Source organism: Bradyrhizobium sp. 215_C5_N1_1 (genome assembly GCF_052075935.1).
Lineage (GTDB): Bacteria > Pseudomonadota > Alphaproteobacteria > Rhizobiales > Xanthobacteraceae > Bradyrhizobium > Bradyrhizobium barranii.
The window spans coordinates 4069127-4089369 of the sequence record NZ_CP197228.1 but is presented as its reverse complement, the minus strand read 5'-3'; the positions used below and the strand labels follow the sequence as shown (position 1 = coordinate 4089369).

At 63.9% G+C, this 20243-nt stretch carries 20 protein-coding genes; 2 read left to right on the top strand and 18 right to left on the bottom strand.

Annotated elements, in window-relative coordinates; translation table 11 throughout:
- Positions 1–336 precede the first annotated feature (336 nt).
- On the top strand, positions 337–738 hold the full coding sequence (locus AB7G19_RS19690; RefSeq protein WP_346283363.1) for a methyltransferase family protein: 402 nt from the start codon (positions 337–339) through the stop codon (positions 736–738).
- 1050 nt (positions 739–1788) lie between these two features.
- Here the strand turns inward: AB7G19_RS19690 and AB7G19_RS19685 are convergent.
- From AB7G19_RS19685 to AB7G19_RS19660, 6 genes are all read right to left on the bottom strand, one after another.
- A complete protein-coding gene (locus AB7G19_RS19685) occupies positions 1789–2007 on the bottom strand; it encodes a hypothetical protein (RefSeq protein WP_063982993.1) in 219 nt (72 codons plus the stop codon).
- A gap of 208 nt (positions 2008–2215) precedes the next feature.
- On the bottom strand, positions 2216–3268 hold the full coding sequence (locus AB7G19_RS19680) for an ABC transporter ATP-binding protein (protein ID WP_283016686.1): 1053 nt from the start codon (positions 3266–3268) through the stop codon (positions 2216–2218).
- Positions 3261–4241, bottom strand: coding sequence for an ABC transporter ATP-binding protein (locus tag AB7G19_RS19675; protein WP_208087124.1), 981 nt, complete (start codon positions 4239–4241; stop codon positions 3261–3263). The genes AB7G19_RS19680 and AB7G19_RS19675 overlap by 8 nt, the downstream gene beginning before the upstream one ends.
- On the bottom strand, positions 4238–5059 hold the full coding sequence (locus AB7G19_RS19670; RefSeq protein ID WP_283016687.1) for an ABC transporter permease: 822 nt from the start codon (positions 5057–5059) through the stop codon (positions 4238–4240). The genes AB7G19_RS19675 and AB7G19_RS19670 overlap by 4 nt, the downstream gene beginning before the upstream one ends.
- Entirely contained in the window at positions 5056–5979 is a 924-nt protein-coding gene (locus AB7G19_RS19665) for an ABC transporter permease (protein ID WP_063982990.1), read from the bottom strand. The genes AB7G19_RS19670 and AB7G19_RS19665 overlap by 4 nt, the downstream gene beginning before the upstream one ends.
- A 60-nt stretch (positions 5980–6039) precedes the next feature.
- Positions 6040–7629, bottom strand: a complete 1590-nt coding sequence (locus tag AB7G19_RS19660) for an ABC transporter substrate-binding protein (RefSeq protein ID WP_094184000.1) — start codon at positions 7627–7629, stop codon at positions 6040–6042.
- A gap of 252 nt (positions 7630–7881) precedes the next feature.
- Here AB7G19_RS19660 and AB7G19_RS19655 point away from each other — a divergent pair, with 252 nt between their 5' ends.
- On the top strand, positions 7882–8757 hold the full coding sequence (locus tag AB7G19_RS19655; protein WP_283016688.1) for a hypothetical protein: 876 nt from the start codon (positions 7882–7884) through the stop codon (positions 8755–8757).
- 13 nt (positions 8758–8770) lie between these two features.
- Here the strand turns inward: AB7G19_RS19655 and mtnK are convergent, their stop codons facing one another.
- The 12 genes from mtnK to nuoI all read right to left on the bottom strand — a co-directional run bounded on the left by mtnK (position 8771) and on the right by nuoI (position 20238).
- Positions 8771–10057, bottom strand: a complete 1287-nt coding sequence (gene mtnK / locus AB7G19_RS19650; RefSeq protein ID WP_354112914.1) for an S-methyl-5-thioribose kinase — start codon at positions 10055–10057, stop codon at positions 8771–8773.
- Between the two features lie 89 nt (positions 10058–10146).
- Positions 10147–10494 (bottom strand): hypothetical protein, encoded by a 348-nt coding sequence (locus AB7G19_RS19645; RefSeq protein ID WP_014494873.1) that lies wholly within the window; start codon positions 10492–10494, stop codon positions 10147–10149.
- Positions 10495–10530: 36 nt separating this feature from the next.
- A complete protein-coding gene (locus tag AB7G19_RS19640; protein ID WP_063982987.1) occupies positions 10531–10806 on the bottom strand; it encodes a DUF1467 family protein in 276 nt (91 codons plus the stop codon).
- Between the two features lie 11 nt (positions 10807–10817).
- Positions 10818–11222: a methylmalonyl-CoA epimerase gene (gene mce, locus AB7G19_RS19635; RefSeq protein WP_028149063.1), complete on the bottom strand. Its 405-nt coding sequence runs from the start codon at positions 11220–11222 to the stop codon at positions 10818–10820.
- Between the two features lie 41 nt (positions 11223–11263).
- The gene (locus AB7G19_RS19630) at positions 11264–12934 is read right to left on the bottom strand and encodes a ribonuclease J (RefSeq protein ID WP_135216789.1); all 1671 of its coding nucleotides are present in this window, start codon (positions 12932–12934) and stop codon (positions 11264–11266) included.
- Complete coding sequence (locus AB7G19_RS19625; RefSeq protein ID WP_283016690.1) at positions 12934–13740, bottom strand: biotin--[acetyl-CoA-carboxylase] ligase; 807 nt, start codon at positions 13738–13740, stop codon at positions 12934–12936. Before AB7G19_RS19625 ends, AB7G19_RS19630 begins: the two co-directional genes overlap by 1 nt.
- Before the next feature lies 1 nt (position 13741).
- Complete coding sequence (gene nuoN / locus AB7G19_RS19620) at positions 13742–15178, bottom strand: NADH-quinone oxidoreductase subunit NuoN (RefSeq protein ID WP_283016691.1); 1437 nt, start codon at positions 15176–15178, stop codon at positions 13742–13744.
- A 22-nt stretch (positions 15179–15200) separates the two neighbouring features.
- Entirely contained in the window at positions 15201–16709 is a 1509-nt protein-coding gene (locus AB7G19_RS19615) for an NADH-quinone oxidoreductase subunit M (protein ID WP_071913375.1), read from the bottom strand.
- Positions 16710–18782, bottom strand: a complete 2073-nt coding sequence (nuoL, locus tag AB7G19_RS19610) for an NADH-quinone oxidoreductase subunit L (protein ID WP_283016692.1) — start codon at positions 18780–18782, stop codon at positions 16710–16712.
- 8 nt (positions 18783–18790) lie between these two features.
- On the bottom strand, positions 18791–19099 hold the full coding sequence (gene nuoK, locus AB7G19_RS19605) for an NADH-quinone oxidoreductase subunit NuoK (protein WP_008547737.1): 309 nt from the start codon (positions 19097–19099) through the stop codon (positions 18791–18793).
- The gene (locus tag AB7G19_RS19600; protein WP_028149057.1) at positions 19096–19734 is read right to left on the bottom strand and encodes an NADH-quinone oxidoreductase subunit J; all 639 of its coding nucleotides are present in this window, start codon (positions 19732–19734) and stop codon (positions 19096–19098) included. Before AB7G19_RS19600 ends, nuoK begins: the two co-directional genes overlap by 4 nt.
- A gap of 9 nt (positions 19735–19743) precedes the next feature.
- The gene (gene nuoI, locus AB7G19_RS19595) at positions 19744–20238 is read right to left on the bottom strand and encodes an NADH-quinone oxidoreductase subunit NuoI (RefSeq protein WP_014494864.1); all 495 of its coding nucleotides are present in this window, start codon (positions 20236–20238) and stop codon (positions 19744–19746) included.
- Between the last annotated feature and the right edge of the window lie 5 nt (positions 20239–20243).

Genomic DNA, 20243 nt, shown 5'->3' with positions numbered 1-20243 from the left:
CGCAAGTTCGAACATCGCACTATAGCAGAAACACCGGTGTTGTCCGCGCCGGGCCTTCCGCGCCGTAGCGCGCTAGCTGCACTCATTGTCAGGACAACGAGCGCGGATTGGTGGCAATTTGCCCGAAAGCAGACCTATTGTGCTCAGTTCAAGCTTTGTCGTTCATGACCCAAGGCGGACCTGACGCGCTCCCGGTGCGGTGTGTTAAAATAGCAGGGAACGGATCGTGTCTATGCCAAGAACTGCTGCTGTCATCGGCACCGCATCTTCTTCGTGTTCGCGCCCTGCGTGGTGGCTGGGGTGGTCCCGTGGTGGATTTCACGCTGGGAGTTCAGGTTGCCGTTTCTCGGCGTCGAGCTCACGCGCTTCGTCGGCGCCGCGCTAATTCTTGCCGGCTTAGCCGGGCTCGTGGATTCATTCGCGCGTTTCGCACTGCAGGGGCTCGGCACGCCGGCGCCGATCGCCCCGCCCCAACATCTCGTCGTTACCGGCCTCTATCGCTATGTGCGCAATCCAATCTACGTGGCGGTCGCCGTCGTCATTTTCGGCCAGGCGCTCCTGTTCGGCGATTGGGGGCTATTCGCCTACGGCGCAGTCGTCTGGCTCGCTTTCCACCTTTTTGTCGTGGGCTACGAAGAGCCGACGCTGAAAAGGTCATTCGGCGCGGAATACGAAGCGTTCTGCATCAATGTGCCGCGTTGGATCCCGCGCCTAACTGCGTGGCGAGGCGGTCGGTAGCTGCCGTAGCGCATGACCTCGGCGCTGATTTTTGATGAGCTTCTCGAAGGCTCCTCAACAAAGCTTGTCTGCAATTGGGCCCATCAGCGAAGTGACGGCACGCCTCATTGAGGTCCGATCAATAGGGCATAGCGGACTGAATTTGCTCAGGTTGAGTTTTTCGTAGTTTGACCCAGAACGGTCATCAGCCGCCGTATTCGGGCGAAGTTGATATAGATCAACCTTGATGATGTGCATAGTCGATACCGCCAAATGTTGCTTGCAGTCTCTTCGGTAGGAATGAGCCGCAAAGGATAGTCAGTCGTTCAATCATTGACACATAAGGAGACGCGCAAATGAGGAAGCTTGCTTCGGTAGGACTGATCGCCGCGGCCATGTTCGCTAATCCGGCCATGGCCGCGTGGTACGACCAAAACGGCGCAGCCGTCCATCCGTCCCGCGTCGTTCACTGCATCCGGGCTCCAGACGTTGGCAGTTTTGCCGGAGGGCCGTTCAATAAGCCTCCCTGCGAACCGGCAAGCTGGCGTAGGTCGGCGTGGCGCGACAAAAGCGGTGCAGTCGTCCCTACCTCCAACGTCGTTCACTGTGTCCGGGCTCCAGACGTCGGCAGTTATGCCGGAGGTCCGTTCAATAGGCCTCCCTGCGAACCGGCAACCTGGCGCTGAGGCGAGCGGCAAGATGCCGCCAACGTTCCCTGCGAAGCGAACGTTCAATGTCGGGACGGTTCGTTGACGCTGCGCGCCGGTCCCAAAATCACCGAGCGTAGACAAAGAGAGCAACTGGCCGCCTGCGAGTGGCCAGTTCTCGCTTTACATCCGCGTCTACTGGGCGGGAGCAACATCCTCGATGGTCAGTGGAGACCGCCGTTTGTCAAGCGAATACAATCGAGCAGTTAACTACGGCGTCCGCGACGCGGTTCCGAGATGCGAACGGACGATATATCGAACGTCGGTTGTTGGCCCTTAACGGACCTATGGACGCTGTCGTGGATTTGTCTGCTGCTGACCCAGCTGAGACATCGGCGCGGGGCTTCTGTCCCGCGTTTTGTGTTTAGGACCACGGCGGCTCTTCGCTCTTCCCGACCGCCTCGTGGTGGGTCGTGACACCCGCCGAACGCAAGCCGGTCAGCAATACGGTTCTCACAGAGGCCGGATCGAATCCAATATCTTTGGCGTTTGGTGGATGTGCTTCGCTGCCCTTCAACCGGAGCGCCAAGTGCAATTGCTCGCAAAGGTGCTGAACGACGAGATTGACCTGATCGTCAGTCATGATCTGCCTTTCCTGCTACATCTTGCTACCCAACCATGTAGCACACATGAAAATGGGGCGGTATGCGATTGGACCGCGCCAAGGATCAACCCCCAGGCGATGGCCTATGGGCGGATCCCAAAAATCGTCCGCCTGTCAGGACAGACCGGACGTGACTAGCGGCCCACTGGAGCGACGCTTTTGACCTCGACGGACGCGTCTTCCATCCCTAGGGATGCCCGCCTCCGGTCGAGGCCAATGCCGCCTGCCCCGCAATCTCGTCAGCCCGCCAGCACCTCACCTCATGTCCATCGGCGCGCGTTTCCAGCACCGGACCGGGCTCGTGGCGACACACGGCCTCCGCGTACCGGCAACGCGGGCTGAAGGCGCATCCGTTCGGCGGATTGAGCGGGTTGGGAAGGTCGCCCCCTGTCGTTGCTAGCGGCGCATGACGCAGCGGATCGGGGATGGCCGCGATCAGGGCTTGCGTATAGGGGTGCGCCGGCCGCTCGAAGATTTCGCGCCAGTGGCCGTTCTCGACGATGCGGCCAAGATACATGACGGCGACGCGGTCGCTCATGTGCTCGACGACGCCGAGGTCGTGGCTGATCATGATGTAGGAAAGACCGAGCGTGTCCTTCAATTCCAGCAGCAGGTTGATGATCTGGGCGCGGATCGAGACGTCGAGCGCCGACACGGGCTCGTCGCAGATGACGATCCTGGGATTGAGGATCAGGGCGCGCGCAATCCCGATGCGCTGGCGCTGGCCGCCGGAGAATTCATGCGGATAGCGGTCGGCCTGTTCCGGCCGCAGGCCGACGTGCCGCAGCATCGTCGCAACACGGTCCTCGATCTCACTTTTTGCGGTCACGCCATGCACACGCAGGGGATCTTCCAGCGTGCGGCGGACGGTCTGGCGCGGATTGAGCGAGGCGTAGGGATCCTGAAAGACGATCTGCACGGTGCGGGCCAGCGACTTTCGGTCGCCGGATTGCCTGTTCGTCACCACCTGCCCGTCCAGCACGATGCGGCCGCGCGTCGGCGTCAACAGACCCAGGATCGACAATGCGACCGTCGACTTGCCCGAGCCGGACTCGCCGACGAGGCCGAGGCATTCGCCTCGTCTCAGCCTGAGATCGACACCGTCGACGGCACGGAGCACCCGCCGGCCGCGGCCGAGCCAGCCGCCCCCCATCGGAAAATGAACCGCGATATCCTCGACGCTGAGAATGAGATCGTCGTCCGGCCTCGCTTCCCCTTGCATGGCTTGCGGCTCATGCATGGTGGTAACACCGGACGAAACCGCCGGCCTCCAGCAAATCCGTTTGCGGCGCAACCGTGCGGCAGATCTCGGTGGCCTGCGTACAGCGCGGATTGAACCGGCAGCCATCCGGGAAATTCGTGATGGCTGGAACCACGCCCGCGATCTCCTTGAGCCTGGTGCGGCCAAGCGCGGCCCGACTGCCCAGCCGCGGCAGCGAGGCGACCAGGCCCTGCGTATAGGGATGCGAAGGCGCCCGGAAAATATCGGCAGAGCCGCGCTCCTCGACGATGCGGCCGGCATACATGACGGCGACACGGCGGCAGACATTGGCGACGAGGCCGAGATCGTGGCTGATCATCAGGATCGCTGTCCCCCTCTCGGCGCACAGATTGCGCATCAGCTCGATGATTTCGGCCTGCACGGTCACGTCGAGCGCGGTGGTCGGCTCGTCGGCGATCAGGAGGTCCGGACCGCATGCGAGGGCGATGGCGATCATGACACGTTGGCGCATGCCACCGGACAGCTGGTGCGGGTAATCGTTGACGCGCCGCTCCGGTGCGGGGACGCGGACGCTCGCCAGCGCCTCGACCGCGAGCTGGTTGGCTTCCCGCCAGCTCTTGCCCTTGTGCAGCACGAACATCTCGGCGATCTGCCGCCCCACCGGCGAGACCGGGTTCAGCGCCGTCATCGGCTCCTGGAAGATCATGGCGATGCGATTGCCGCGCAGCTCCCGCTGCCTGGCCGCGGAAAGGTGCTGGATCTCCCGTCCCTCAAACCGGATGACGCCGCCGCCGATGGACAACGGCTGCCGCAACAGGCCGATCAAGGCGAGCGCCGTGATGCTCTTGCCGCAGCCGGATTCGCCGACGAGGCCGAACGTCTCGCCGCGATCAATGCGAAATGAAATGCCCTCGGCCGCCGCAACGCGCCTCGATCCATCGTCGAGATCGATGCGCAGATCCTCGACTTCGATCAGCGGCGCGCCGGTCATGTCCGCCGGCTCCGCGACTGGGGATCGAGAATGTCGCGCAGGCCGTCGCCGAGCAGGTTCAGGCCGAGCACCGTCAGGAAGATGGCAAGGCCCGGAAAGACCGAGAGCCACGGCGCCGTCGTGATCTGCTCGCGCGCATCCGACAACATGCTGCCCCAGCTTGGAAACGGCGGGCGGACGCCGAGGCCGAGGAACGACAAGGCGGCTTCGGACAGCACCGCGCTGCCCATGCCGAGCGTGCCGATGACGACGATCGGCCCTAACATGTTCGGCAAGAGCTGCGTGACCATGATCCGCAGATCGCCGTAGCCGAGCACGGTCGCCGCCTGCACATAGCCCTGGCTCCTCAGCGACAGCGCCGAAGCCCGTGCGATCCGGCAGGTAAAGGACCAGTTGGTCAGGCCGAGCGCGATCAGCAGGCTCGTGAGGCCGGGGCCAAGCACTGCCATGATGGCGAGCGCGAAGATCAGCGAGGGGATCGCGAGCATCAGGTTGGTCAGGCCGTTGACGACATCGTCCCACCAGCCGCCCCAATAGCCCGCGCTCAAGCCCAGCGCGACGCCGATGACGCTGTTGATGAGCTGCGAGACGATACCGACGGTCAGCGAGACGCGCGCGCCGTAGACGACGCGGGAATAGATGTCGCGGCCCTGGTCGTCGGTGCCGAACCACCAGGTCCAGCTCGGAGGCTCCTCCGCGTTCATGAGGTTGGCGTCCAGGACGGGATCGGTGTGCGCCAGCCAGGGCGCGAGCAGGCCGACCAGGATCGCGAGCGCGAACAGCGCGCCGCCGATGATGAGATTGGCGCGGAGCTTCATGCGTATCTGATCCTGGGATCGATCACGCCGTAGAGCACGTCGATCAGCAGATTGATCGCGAGAAAGGCCAGCACCACCACGAGAATGGAGCCCTGGACGGCGGGAATGTCACGCTGGAGCACACTGTCGACCAGCAGCGAACCGATGCCCGGCCAGGAGAACAATTTCTCGACCACGACCGCCTGCCCCATCAACCCGCCGAACTGAAGGCCGACGGTGGTGAGAATGATGACGAGCGCGTTGCGCATCACATGCCACTTCACGACACGCGTCTCGCTCATGCCCTTCGAGCGCGCGGTGCGGACGAAATCAGCGGTCATGATCTCGAGGACCGCGGCGCGCGTCGTGCGGGCAAATAGCGCCATCGGCGAGACGCCGAGCGTCACGGCTGGGAGAAGCAGATATTTCAGCCCTCCATCGCCATAGCCGAAGCTCGGCAGCCAGCCGAGCTTCAATGCAAACAGATACATCAGCACCAATCCGAGCCAGAATTTGGCAATGGAAAGGCCCGACACCGCCAGCACCATGGCGAGCGTATCGACGATTCCCCCGGGTTTCAGCGCCGCGATGAAACCAAGGGGAACCCCGATCAAAATCGCAAACGTCATGGCCGTGAAGATGAGCTGCAGCGTCGGCCAGGCCCGTTTGGCGATCATGGTCGTGACAGGCTCGCGGGTCCGGAACGAGGTGCCGAAGTCACCGGTCGCGAGCTTGGCGATGTAGGCGCCGAAACGCCAATACAGGGGATCGTCGAGGCCGAGCTGCTTCTTCATGCGCAGCTCGACCTGGGGATCGCTGTCGTCGCTCATGCTCGAGACAATGCTGCCGGGAACGACGCTGAACAGCACGAAGACCAGCAGCACGACAGCGAGCACGGTCGGAATGGTTTGCAGAAGACGGCGGAGCAGGAACGAGAGCATCCAGGCTTTTCCTCTCTCCCCCCACCGCTCGTCGCGATGGAGGGAGCGCGAGAGCGCGTGTCACTTCGCGGGCGAGGTCTCGTCGACCCAGAGGTCTTCGACGTTCTGGTGGGTCAGCTCCGTCGCATTGAGCTGAACGCCCTTGAGCCACGGCTGCACCGCCATGACCGCCTTGTTGTAGTTGAAGAACCAGACCGGCGCTTCCTCATAGAGCAGCGCATTGGCCTTTTGCAGCAGCTCGGTGCGCTTTGCGGGATCGTCGGCCTGCCCTGCCGCATCGATCAGCTTGTCGAAATCGGCATTCTTGTAGTTCATGTAGTTGCAGGCCGGCTGCGGCGTCGAGGAGTGGAAGCATTTGAGCGCGGCCTGGGGATCCGGGCCGGTCGCCTGGGAATAGATGAAGGCCTGATAGTCGCCGCTGCGCACCACCTCGGCCAGCACCGCGGTCTCGACCTGCTTGACCTTCGCCTTGATGCCGACCTTGTCCAGCATCGGGATCACGGCCGAGACGATGGGCAGGCCCCAGCTTTCATTCTGGCTGGTGGTCCATTCGAATTCGAAGCCCTGGGGATAGCCGGCCTCCGCGAGCAGCTGCTTGGCCTTGGCGGGATCGTAGGGGTACGGCTTCATCGCCTTGTCGTAGGCTGGAGATGTCAACGGCAGCCAGCTGGTGGCGCGATAGGCTTTGCCCTTGACCAGCTTGTTGATGATCAGGTCGGTATCGATCGCGTAATTGATCGCCTGCCGGACGCGCTTGTCCGTGAACGGCTTGAACGAGGGATTCATACCCATATAGCGCGTGAAGACCTCGGCGACCTCGACGATGGTGCCTTTGAGGTCGGCGTCTGACTGATAGGCGACATACTGGGCGGGCCCGAGCACCGAGGTGTCGATCTCCTTGTTGCGGAAGGCGACATCGCGCGCCGCGGCCTCACCCATGATCGACACGATGACCTTGTCGGCGTAGGGCTTGCCGGGCTTGTAGAACCGGTCCCACCGCTCCAGAACGATACGCGATCCCGGCACGTGCTCGACGAATTTGAACGGCCCGAGACCGATCGGCTTCTGGATGAAGCTCTCCTTGGCGGCCTCGTCGGCGGGATAGATCGAGGTCAGCGCGGTGAAGAAGTAGAATCCCGGATCGACTTTCTCGGTCAGCTTCATTTCGAGGGTGAAGTCGTCGATCTTCTTCAGGCCGGAGATCTCCTTGGCCTGGCCCTTCTCGACCGCGGCCGCGCCCTCGATCATGCGGACAAAGCGCGCGCCGGGATAGGCCTTGGTGCCGTCCATGATGCGGTTGTAGGACCAGATGACGTCGTCGGCCGTCATCTTGCGGCCGTTGTGGAAATAGGCGTCGTCGCGCAGCTTGAAGGTGTGAACGAGACCGCCGCCCGAGACCACGTCCTCCTTGGCGAGCTCCAGAACCGGCTTGCCCTCCGCGGAATTCCAGATGTAGAGCGACCGGTGCAGCGCCTTGGCGTAGATCTCGTCCTGGGCGCGCTGCGTGGTGTGAATATCGAGGCTCGTGAAACTCGAACCGTAGGGCGCCGTCATGCGGATGGTTCCGCCCTTGCGCGGCGCCTGGGCCTCCGCCGAGGTGGCGAGCGCCAGCCCCAAACCAGCGACGATCGCGATCATCCTGAACATCATGTGTCCCCCAACAACGCAGGTATTCCGATTAGGGATTTGATCATTCGTAACCCGTCGAACGCAAGCTTCGTTTTGATGGCGACGGGTTCCGGAACGCGGCGCTCGCGAGACCCTCGGAGGCCAGGTTGCGTCCCAAGCGGTGCAAGCCGCCGATTGCGGTGCATCATGAGCGACCAAGAGCAGTGAACATTTTTCGCGATCAACGCGACCAAGTTCAGGATCATTATCTGAGCCCCAGGGATCGCGGAAAAAATGAATCGCCGAACGCTAGGTATCTTGCTCGCGGGCGGACTGGTCGCCGCCACGGCGGTGCTGGCAAGCCCGGTCGCGGCCAGCCTCGGCCGGTACAGCGAGGCGGACAGCATCCGGTTCAGCTGGAGCCGCACCACCGGCGTGAACGACTATCTTGACGAAACGTGGTGGGCGGTCCGGGGCCATGACACTCCGGATAATTTCGTCGAACGACTGCTCAGCATCCCTGTCGGAGCGGTCGCACGGGGCGCACGTACGGGTTTCGAAGCCAGGGTTTCCCAGGGCACCGGCCTGCCACTGCCCGAGAGCTGGAGCATCGCTACGGCGAAGAATTCGCCGTTCATCGCGTCAGTCTACGCCGAGACCCCGCGCGATCTCACGGCGGTGCTCGGCTTCTATCGCGCCGAGCTCGGCAAGCGTGGCTGGATCGAGACGGTGGTCGAACCGGACCGGGCCGTGATCACCTTCACGACGGCCCGTGGACCGGTCCTGGTCCGGCTTTCCCGTCAGGACGACAGGACAATCGCCGAACTTTCGCTGCGCAAGCCGGGTATCGCGAATGCCGGCCTCCTGCCGAGGCCGAGGCAGGCAAAGCTGATGCTCGGCAACAAGTCGGACGAGGTGGCGGTCATCACCGTCGCCGACCAGACCATCAAGCTGGCGGCGCACGCCGGCGAGAAACTGGCGCACTCCGACTCTGCCGCAGCCGAAATACCTGACGGCCAAAAGATCGATCTGCCGCCCGGCAAGTACAAGGTCACCCTCAAGGTCGAGGGCGGCACGGTCCAGAGCCGGGAGTTCGAGGTCGCGGCCAACGAGACCTGGGGCCTGCTGGCCGGCACGGACGGCGTCCTGCTGCCGATGCGGCTTTATTGATGCGCATCGCCCCCTAGCCGTTCGCAAACTCAGGCATCCAGTCCCGCAGTTTTCGCGCTGCGCCGGTGACGTCCGAGATGTTCGGAAATGCCCCCGCCTCCACCATCATCGCCCTCGCCAGCCGCACCGCGCGCGCCTCGCTGATCGCCCGCCTCCGCGGGTCCTCGATCAGCTCGAAGTCGATGTTGTGGGCCAGGCCGAAGATACGGCGGAGGGTTTTGGCGGCAGCGAAGCCGACGGTGTCAGTGAATAGCCGCTGCATGTAAGCCTGCCGCTCGGCTTCCAGGCATGCAGCGCCCTTCTCGCCGGCAAAGAGCGATGCCGGATAGGCATCGCCGGTGGCGCCAGCGCGCCAGAGATCGAGGAACTTGCGGGCGAACTCGTTCCAGACCTGCTCGACCGTCTCCAGTACCCAGCTTTCGAACGCCTGCCGCTCACCCGGCGTGCGCTCGTGGCCGGCGGAGGCGAAATAGGCCATCAGGAGGTTCGCAAGCACGGCGCCGACGTCGAATCCCATCGGGCCGTAGAACGCGAATTCGGGGTCGATCACCCGCGTTTGGCTCTCCGTCACCATGATCGAGCCGGTGTGGAGATCGCCGTGGAGCAGCGCCTCGGGACTTGCCATGAACTTCAGCTTCAGCCGGGAGATCGCGACATGCAGCTCCATGTCATCGCGCAGCCCTGCGGCCAGGCGGTCGAGATAAGGCGCAGTCCACCGGTTCTGCTCGGCAATGCGGTAGGGATCGGTGAAGATCAGGTCCTCGGTGATCTTGCAGAGCGCGTGGTTGCCGGCAAAGGCGGCGATGCCCTGCTTCTTCTCGGCCGCCGACAGCGCGAGGTCGGAGGTGAAGAACAGGGTGCGCGCCATGAAGGTGGTGATGTCGTCCACGAAACCGGGATATTGCGTTGCGGCGACCATCCCCTTGCGCATGATGATGTGGGGCTCAAGCAGCTCCATTACCGTCAGCGCCAGCGTCTCGTTGTGGTGCAGCAGCGCCGGCACGAGACCGGGCGCGAGCTGGGCCTGCTTCGACAAGGCGAGATATTCGTAATGGGCCCGCGACAGCGGCAGCGGCCAGCTCTCGCCGACGAGGCGGACGTAGGGCAGCGCCTGCTTCACGGCGACGCCGCCGCGCGCGCCCTTGACGATGAAGACGAGATTGAGATTGCCGTCGCCGACCTCGGTGATGCCCCAGGCGGCCGGCTCGCCACCGAGTAGTGCCTTCAGGTCGGAAATACCCGCGAGATGGTCCCGCAAGGCCGCCTCATGCAGAATCCGGTAGTCCCCCGCGTCGGCCATGACGATCCCACCCCATGATATTTGAGCACGATCTTATCGGAAAACCGCTTCGCACTTTTCCGGATCATGCTCTTGGCATGGCCGGATCGTTACTCCCGCTCCAGGAAGCTCGAGCCGATCTCGGCCTTTCTTTTGATGGGATCGTAATCACAATAGACGCTGTCCGCCACCAGCGTGTAGCTGGCGCTGACGGTGTATTTGTCCAGCTTGACCGAGTTCAGGCCGATCACCGAGGTGCTCTTGCCCCCGTTCCACTTGAACGGCGTCGAGCTCTTGGCCTGCTCGCAGGCCATCACGGCTTCGTTGAAGACAGAGCCCTCGACGAACGCCTTCAGCGTTCGGACCTGCACGGCCATCTTCCATTCGAAATAGCCGATGGCGCCAAGGCCGGCGACGATCAGCACCAGAAGCGCGATGACGATCCGCTGAAAAGTCATTCGTTTCCCCCAAAACAATATTGCCGGCAAAAACGTCTAGAACGGCATTCCCATCAATCTGGACAAGCGCTCGATCGAAAGATAGCCGGCATGATAGGCCGCGATGCCGATCCCGTAGATGATCGCCGAGATGATCGTGGTCCAGATCAGCTTGCCTCTCATCCGCGTCAGAACCGGTGCGCCGGGGTCGGTGCCAGGCGCGCCGACGCCGTCCTCGTGCTGGCTGCGCACGCCGAACGGCAGCGTCAGAAACAGCGCGATCCACCAGATGACGAAGTAGATCGCAAGCGCGGTCGATATCTGGATGGCCATGATCCGGCGCCCTACGCCTGCTCGATTTCGACCAGCGCCCCGGAAAAATCCTTCGGGTGCAGGAACAGCACCGGCTTGCCGTGGGCGCCGATCTTCGGCACGCCGTCGCCGAGCACCCGCGCGCCCTCCTTCACCAGCGTGTCACGCGAGGCGATGATGTCGACGACCTCGTAGCAGATATGGTGGATGCCGCCGTCGGCATTGCGCTCGAGGAACTTCGCGATCGGCGAGGCCTCGCCGAGCGGCTCGATGAACTCGATCTTGGTATTGGGCAGCGTCGCGAACACGGTGGTGACGCCATGCTCGGGCAGCGCGACCGCCTCCGAGATCTGCGCCCCGAACGCCGCGCCATAGATCTTCGCGGACTTGACGGCGTCCTTGGTCGCGATCGCGACGTGGTTGAGGCGACCCAGCATGTTTCTTCTCCCTCAGCGCATGATCCGAAGACCATGCTCAACTACACCGTCAGGACGTGTACCAGACAGGGGGGCTTTTTGCCCCAATGTTCGTTGATGACGGCCCGGACAGCGCGTCGCACCGACTCAGCCAGGGCATCCGCATCGCGGCGGCGCGCCTTTGGCAGGCCCTCGATGGTGGAGACCACGGCGTCGAAGACGAGGTCGTCGAAGGGCTCGCCGTCCCGGTTCTTCTCGGGAATGCCGACGAGATCGACCTCGGGATCGTCGGCAAGCTCGCCCTGCTCCGTCATCGCGACCGCGACGAAGGCGCAGCCGGAGAAAGCCATGCGGCGGCGCTCGACCACGGCGCGGGACTTGGAGTCCTCCAAGATCGTGCCGTCCTTGTAGATCCGGCCGGAGGGCACCTCGCCGATGATGCCGGGATCACCCGGGCCGAGCTTGATCAGGTCGCCGTTGCGAACGACCAGGACGCGCGGCACGCCGGCGGCGCGCGCGAGCTTGGCATGCTCGTTCAGGTGCAGCGCCTCGCCATGGACGGGGATCAGGAGCTGCGGCTTGGTCCAGGCGATCATGTCGCGCAATTCGTCGCGGCGGGGATGGCCGGAGACGTGGACCAGATGGTCGCGGTCGGTGAGGACCTCGACGCCCTGCAGCACCAGATTGTTGATGATGGAGCCGACGGCCTTCTCGTTGCCCGGGATGGTGCGGGAGGAGAAGATCACGCTGTCGCCGCGGTTGAGCGTGATCTCGGGATGGTCGTCATTGGCGATGCGCGCCAGTGCCGCGCGCGGCTCGCCCTGGCTGCCGGTGCACAGCGCCAGCACCTTGTCCTGCGGAAGATGGCCGTAGACCTCGGGCGAGCGGAAGTTCTGCACGCCGTCGAGATAGCCGGTCTCGCGCGCGACCTGCACCACGCGCTCCATGGCGCGGCCGACCACGACGACCTCGCGATCGGCAGCCCTGGCCGCGGCGGCGACGGCCTTGATGCGCGCGACGTTGGAGGCGAAGGTCGTCACCGCGACGCGGCCCTTGGCGGCCTTGACCAGATCGATGATGGTTCGCGCGACCTCGGCTTCCGAGGGCGAGCGGCCGTCACGCACGGCGTTGGTGGAATCACCGATCAGGGCGAGCACGCCCTCCTCGCCCAGTTCGCGCAACCGCTTCTCGTCGGTCGGGCTCCCGAGCGTCGGGGTCGGGTCGATCTTCCAGTCGCCGGTGTGCAGCACCGTGCCGACGTCAGTGTGGATCGCCAGCGCGTGCGCCTCGGGAATCGAATGCGCGACGGGAATGAACTCGACGTTGAACGGGCCGATATCGACGCGGCCGCCCGACGGCACCACCGTCACCGGGATTTTCGGCGCATTGCGCTCGGCGGCGCATTTGGCCTCGAACAGCGCCGCGCTGAACTGCGTGGCATAGATCGGGCATTTCAGCTTCGGCCAGAGGTCGATGATGGCGCCGAAATGGTCCTCATGGGCATGGGTGAGCACGAGGCCCATCAGATTCTTGCGTTCCTTCTCCAGGAAGCTGATGTCGGGCATGATCAGGTCGATGCCCGGCAGATGCTCCTCGTCGCCGAAGGAGACGCCGAGATCGACCGCCAGCCAGGCGCGCTGCTGACGGTTGCCGAGGCCGTAGATCGACAAGTTCATGCCGATCTCGCCGACGCCGCCGAGCGGCGCAAATACCAGTTCGTCAGGCTTCGCCATCACGCAGCTCCCACGGAGGCGGCCGAGCCGAAGAACACCTCGCCGGCCGCCACCGGGAGGCGTCGGCCGTCAACGGTGCGGACGATCAGGCAGCCGGTGTCGTCGATGGTGTCGAAAATGCCTTCCAGCGTCATCGTTCCCGTGTTGATCGCGACCCGTTCGCCGAGGCCGCAGGCGCGCTCTAGCCAGAGTTTGCGGATCTCCGCAAAGCCGCGGCCATTGTCCCAGATGCCGAGGAACTCGACCCAGGCGTCGGACAGCGCCGAGAACAGCTCTTCCGCGCTGATCTGGACGCCGAGTGCGGCCAGCGACACGGCCGGCGTCGGCGTCCTCTCCGGCGCCGCCACGACGTTGGTGCCGATGCCGACGACGACGGCGAGACGATCGCCGACGGCCTCGGCTTCGAGGCCAATGCCGACCAGCTTCTTGCCGCCCGCGAGGACGTCATTCGGCCATTTCAGGGCGTATCTGGGTCGCTCAGGACCAAGCCGGAGCGCGGCCTCGAGGCTGACCTTCTCCAGCGCCGCCTCTTCCGCAAGCCCCGCCGCAAACCCGATGGTGGCGGCAACTGCAGGCGCAATATCCAGCACCTCGAGGACGCTCGCGGCGAGATTGCCCTTTGGCGCGATCCAGGCGCGCTGGCGCCGGCCACGACCGGCGGTCTGGTCGGAGGTGACGAACCACATCGGGCCGCGTTCGCCGGCCCGCGCGTGCTCGATGGCGTCGGTGTTGGTCGAGCCGGTCCGTTCGAAAGCCGCGAGCTTGTAGCCCGCCGAGAGTGCGCGAGGACCGAGCGCGAACCCCATCCTAAAACAGCGACTTTGCCGCGGCGGAGGCGACGCTCACCACCGGGCCCGCGAACAGCGCGAAGAGGATGTTGAACAGGCCAAAGACAGCCAGCACAGTCTTCACCTCGACGCGCACCGGATCGACCTGACCGGCCGGCTCGTCGAAGTACATCGTCTTGACGATGGTCAGGTAGTAGTAGGCGCCCACGACGCTGGTCAACACGCCGATGACGGCGAGCGTGAACAGGTTCGCCTTGATGGCGGCGACGAAGACGTACCATTTGGCGAAGAAGCCGGCGAGCGGCGGGATTCCGGCGAGCGAAAACAGCAGCATCGCGAACATGAAGGCGAGCAGCGGATTGGTCCGCGACAGACCGGCGAAATCGCTGATCTTCTCGACGGCCTGGCCGTTGCGCTTCATCGCCAGAATGACCGAGAACGAGCCGAGCGTCATCGCCACATAGATCACGATGTACATCAAGACGCCCTGCGCGCCCTCGACCGTGCCGGAGGCGAGGCCGACCAGGGCAAAGCCCATGTGGCCGATCGAGGAATAGGCCATCAGGCGCTTGATGTTGGTCTGGCCGATCGCGGCGAAAGAGCCGAGCGCCATCGAGGCGATCGCCACGAACACCAGGATCTGCTGCCACTGCGAGACGATGCCGGGGAATGCGGTCAGCGTGACGCGGGTGAAGACCGCGAGCGCGGCCACCTTCGGCGCCGAGGCGAAGAAGGCAGTCACGGGGGTCGGGGCGCCCTCGTAGACGTCAGGCGTCCACATGTGGAACGGCACGGCCGAGACCTTGAAGCAGAGGCCGGCGAGCAGGAAGACCAGGCCGAACACCAGGCCGATATTCGAGACCGTCGCGGCCGCCGCGATGCCGGTGAAGCTGACCGTGCCGGTGAAGCCGTAGACCAGCGAGGAACCGTAGAGCAGCATGCCCGAGGACAGCGCGCCGAGCACGAAGTACTTCAGGCCGGCTTCGGTCGACTTGGCGTTGTCGCGGTTCGAGGCCGCCACGACATAGAGCGCGAGCGACATCAGCTCGAGGCCGAGATAGAGCGAGATCAAGTCGCCGGCCGAGATCAGCACCATCATGCCGAGCGTCGAGAGCAGCACCAGGATGGCGTATTCGAAGATCCGGCGCGACGGGTCCGACAGGAACTCGGTCGACAGCACCAGCGTCACCGCCGAGCCGATCAGGGCCAGGATCTTCATGAAGCGGGCAAAATCGTCGACGATGAAGCTGCCGCCGAAGGTGACGTGCTTGCCCGCAGGCTGTGCGTAGACGAGCACGCCGACCACGACCAGCAGCAGGACCGAAAGCGTCGTGACGGTCTTGGTGGTCTCCTGCCCGCGATAGGCCCCCAGCATCAAGAGTGCCATGGCGCCGACCGCGAGCACAATCTCGGGCAGCACCGGCGCCAGTTGATAACCTGCAGTCTCAAAGCTCATGGCGATATCCTGACCTGCCCGATCACTGGAGCAGTGCGGCGGCCTTCACGGCCGTCACAGCGGTGTTGTAATTATTGACGAGTTGCTGGACCGAGACGGCCGACATGTCGAGCACCGGCTTCGGATAGACGCCGAACAGGATCGTCAGCGCGATCAGCGGGAACAGCGTCACGCACTCGCGGAAAGTGAGATCCTTCATGCTCGCCAGCGACGGCTTGACCAGCGCCCCGAACACGACCTTGCGGTACAGCCACAGCGCGTAGCAGGCCGACAGGATCACGCCGAAGGTCGCGAAGAACGCGGTCGGGATCGAGACCTTGAAGGTGCCGAGCAGCGTCATGAACTCGCCGACGAAGCCGGAGGTGCCGGGCAGACCGACATTGGCCATGGTGAAGATCATGAAGGTCAGCGCGTAGAGCGGCATCCGGTTGACGAGGCCGCCATAGGCCGCGATCTCGCGGGTGTGCATGCGGTCGTAGACGATGCCGACGCAGAGGAACAGCGCGCCGGAGACGATGCCGTGCGAGATCATCTGGAACATGCCGCCGGCGACGCCCTGCATGGTGCCGGCGAAGATGCCCATGGTGACGAAGCCCATATGCGCCACTGACGAGTACGCAATCAGCTTCTTCATGTCCTCCTGCATCAGGGCGACCAGCGAGGTGTAGATGATGGCGATGGCCGAGAGCGTGAAGATCAGCGGCGCGAAGTCGTGCGAGGCCAGGGGGAACATCGGCAGCGAGAAGCGCAGGAAGCCGTAGCCGCCCATCTTCAGCAGGATCGCAGCCAGAACCACCGAGCCCGCGGTCGGCGCCTCGACGTGGGCGTCGGGGAGCCAGGTGTGCACCGGCCACATCGGCATCTTCACCGCGAACGAGGCGAAGAAGGCGAGCCACGCCCAGGTCTGCAGGGAGCGCGGCACGGCGGTGTGCATCAGGGTCGGGATGTCGGTGGTGCCGCCATTCCAGTACAGCGCCATGATGGCGAGCAGCATCAGCACCGAGCCGAGCAGCGTGTAGAGGAAGAACTTGAACGACGCGTAGACCCGGCGCGGACCGCCCCAGACGCCGATGATCAGGAACATCGGGATCAGGCCGCCCTCGAAGAACAGGTAGAACAGCACGAGATCGAGCGCCGAGAAGGTGCCGATCATCAGCGTTTCCAGGATCAGGAACGCCATCATGTATTCGCGGACGCGGTTGGTGATCGCCTTCCAGCTCGCGATGATGCAGAACGGCATGATGGCGGTGGTCAGGATCACCAGCGGCAGCGAGATGCCGTCGACGCCCATGTGGTAGGTGATGCCGGTGGCGAGCCAGTTCGCCTTCTCGACGAACTGGAAGTCGGCGCTCGACGGATCGAAGCGCATCACCAGGATCACCGACACCGCGAAGGTGATCAGCGTGGTCCACAGCGCGATCCAGCGCGCATTGCGCCGGGCCGCCTCGTCATCGCCTCGGCTGAGATAGACGATCAGCGCGCCAACCAGCGGCAGGAACGTCGTGACCGAAAGGATTGGCCAGGTTGTCATTTACTGGCCTCCAAAGCCGAACATGAACCAGGTGATCAGGCCGGCGGCGCCGATCAGCATGGCGAACGCGTAGTGATAGAGATAGCCGGTCTGGATCTTCACCACGTTGCGGGTGACGTCCAGCACACGGGCCGAGATACCGTCGGGGCCGAGGCCGTCGATGATGAAGCCATCACCCTTCTTCCAGAGCTGATAGCCGATCCACTTCGCCGGGCGGACGAAGATGAGATCGTAGAGCTCGTCGAAGTACCATTTGTTGAGCAGGAACTGGTACAGCATCGGCTGCGTGTTCGCGAGCTCGACCGGCAGATACGGCCGGCGGATGTAGAACAGGTACGACACCAGGAAGCCCAGCACCATCATCACCGTCGGCAGGATGGCGATGGTCTCGGGGATGTGGTGCATCTCCTCGATGATGTGCGGGTTCATCTTCACGGACTCGCGGAAGAACTCCTCGACGCCGTGACCGGCGAACAGCTCCTTGAACGGGAAGCCCGCGACGATCGAGCCGACCGCGAGAACGCCGATCGGGATCAGTATCCAGAGCGGAGCCTCATGCGCGGCCTCGTAGTGATGCTCGTCATGGGGCTCGCCGTGGAAGGTCTTGAAGATCAGGCGCCAGGAGTAGAACGAGGTCAGGCCGGCGGCGACGACCGTCATCAGGAAGCCGTACATCGCGAACGGATTATGCGAGGCGTAGGCGGACTCGATGATGGCGTCCTTGGAGAAATAGCCCGCCGTGAGCGGGAAGCCCGTGAGCGCCAGCGTGCCGATCACCATCACCGCATAGGTGTAGGGGATCTTGCGCCAGAGGCCGCCCATGTTGCGGATGTCCTGCTCGTGGTGCATCGCGTAGATCACCGAGCCGGAACCCAAGAACAGCAGCGCCTTGAAGAAGGCGTGCGTGAACAGGTGGAACATGCCGACCGAATAGGCCCCTGCTCCCATCGCCACGAACATGTAGCCGAGCTGCGAACAGGTCGAGTACGCGACGATGCGCTTGATGTCGTTCTGGACGAGGCCGATGGTCGCGGCGAAGAACGCCGTGGTGGCGCCGAAGAACATCACGACGGCCTGCGCGTTCGGGGCGAGCTCGAACAGCGGCGACAGCCGCGCCACCATGAACACGCCGGCGGTGACCATGGTCGCGGCGTGGATCAGCGCGGAGACCGGGGTCGGGCCTTCCATCGCGTCCGGCAGCCAGGTGTGCAGCAGGAACTGCGCCGACTTGCCCATCGCGCCCATGAACAGCAGCAGGCAGGTCAGGGTCAGCGCATCGGCATGCCAGCCGAGGAAGTCGATGGTCTTGCCGGTCAGGCTCGGCGCCTGGTGGAAGATGGTCTCGAAATCGGTCGAGGCGGTCAGCATGAAGATCGCGAAGATGCCGAGCGCGAAGCCGAAATCGCCGACGCGGTTGACCACGAAGGCCTTGATCGCCGCCGCGTTCGCCGACGGCTTCTGGTACCAGAAGCCGATCAGCAGGTAGCTCGCCAGACCGACGCCTTCCCAGCCGAAGAACAGCTGCACGAGGTTGTCGGCCGTCACCAGCATCAGCATGGCGAAGGTGAACAGCGAGAGATAGCCGAAGAAGCGCGGCCGGTACGGATCCTCGTCCATGTAGCCGATGGAATAGAGGTGCACGAGCGAGGACACGGTCGTCACCACCACCAGCATCACGGCGGTGAGCGTGTCGACCCGCAGCGTCCAGTAAACCTGGAGGTCGCCCGACATGATCCAGGGCAACAGCGGAATCCGCATGTCGTGGTGCATGAAGCCGACATCGACCAGCGTCATCCAGGACAGCGCTGCCGAGACGAACAGCAGCGCGGTCGTGATCAGCTCGGCGCCGCGCGAGCCCGCGGCCGGCGGCTCGACCGGGCCATGGTCGTCATGCGCGTGATCGTCGTGGCCATGATCATCATGGGCGACCGCCGCGTGGGCGTCGCCGTGGCCATGATCGCCGTGATGCTCGACCTCGTCACCCGAGGGGTTGCGGGCATGGGCGCCGAACAGCGCGATAAGCCCGGCCAGAATGGCGCCCAGCAGAGGCAGAAAGACAATTGCCTGAACCATGACTGAGCTCAGCCCTTCATCAGATTGACGTCCTCAACCGCGATCGAGCCGCGGTTGCGGAAATAGACCACCAGGATGGCGAGACCGATCGCGGCTTCCGCAGCCGCAACCGTCAGCACCAGCAATGCGAAGACCTGGCCGACGATGTCGCCGAGGAAGGTCGAGAATGCCACGAGGTTGATGTTGACCGAGAGCAGGATCAGCTCGATCGACATCAGGATGACGATGATGTTCTTGCGGTTCAGGAAGATGCCGAGGATCCCGAGCGTGAACAGGATCGCGCCGACCGCCAGATAATGTCCGAGCCCGATCGTCATTTCACCCACTCCGCCGCGTCGCTGTCCTGGAGCCCCTGCCCCGACGCCACCTTGCGCATCGCCATCGCCATCTCGGGCGTGCGTGCATTCTGAACGTTGATGTCCTGCCGCTTCACGTTCGCCTTGTGGCGCAGCGTCAGCACGATGGCGCCGATCATGGCGACCAGCAGCACCATGCCCGCGAGCTGGAAGTAGTGGATGTACTTCGTATAGAGCACGAGCCCGAGCGCCTCGGTGTTGCTGACATTGGTCGGGATCGCCGCCGTGATCGTCTTGGAGACGCCGGGGTTGATGACCCAGAAGCCGACGGTGAGCAGCAGCTCGAACAGGAAGATGCCGCCGATCACGAGGCCCACCGGCAGGTACTCGATGAAGCCCTCGCGCAGCTCGAGGAAGTCGACGTCGAGCATCATGATCACGAACAGGAACAGCACCGCGACGGCGCCGACATAGACGACGATCAGGATCATCGCGAGGAATTCGGCGCCCATCAGCACGAACAGGCCGGAGGCGTTGACGAAGGCCAGGATCAGGTACAGCACGGAGTGCACGGGATTGCGCGAGACAATCACCATCACCGCCGAAGCGACGCAAACGCCGGCGAAGAGATAGAAGAACAGCGCGGGAAGGATCATGCTCTCATCTCACCGGTACGGCGCGTCGAGCTCGATCGCTTTCGCGATCTCGCGTTCCCAGCGGTCGCCATTGGCGAGCAGCTTGGCCTTGTCATAGAACAGTTCCTCGCGGGTCTCGGTCGCGAATTCGAAGTTCGGACCTTCGACGATGGCGTCGACCGGACAGGCCTCCTGGCAGAGGCCGCAATAGATGCACTTCACCATGTCGATGTCGTAGCGCACGGTGCGGCGGGTGCCGTCGTTGCGGCGCGGGCCGGCCTCGATGGTGATGGCCTGCGCCGGGCAAATGGCTTCGCACAGCTTGCAGGCGATGCAGCGCTCTTCGCCGTTCGGATAGCGGCGCAGCGCATGCTCGCCGCGGAAGCGCGGCGAGATCGGGCCCTTCTCGAAGGGATAGTTCAGCGTCGGCTTCGGCTGGAAGAAATAGCGCATGGCGAGGAAGAACGCCGAGACGAATTCCGACAGCAGGAGCGAGCGTGCAGTGGCGTTGACATTGATACCCATGACGG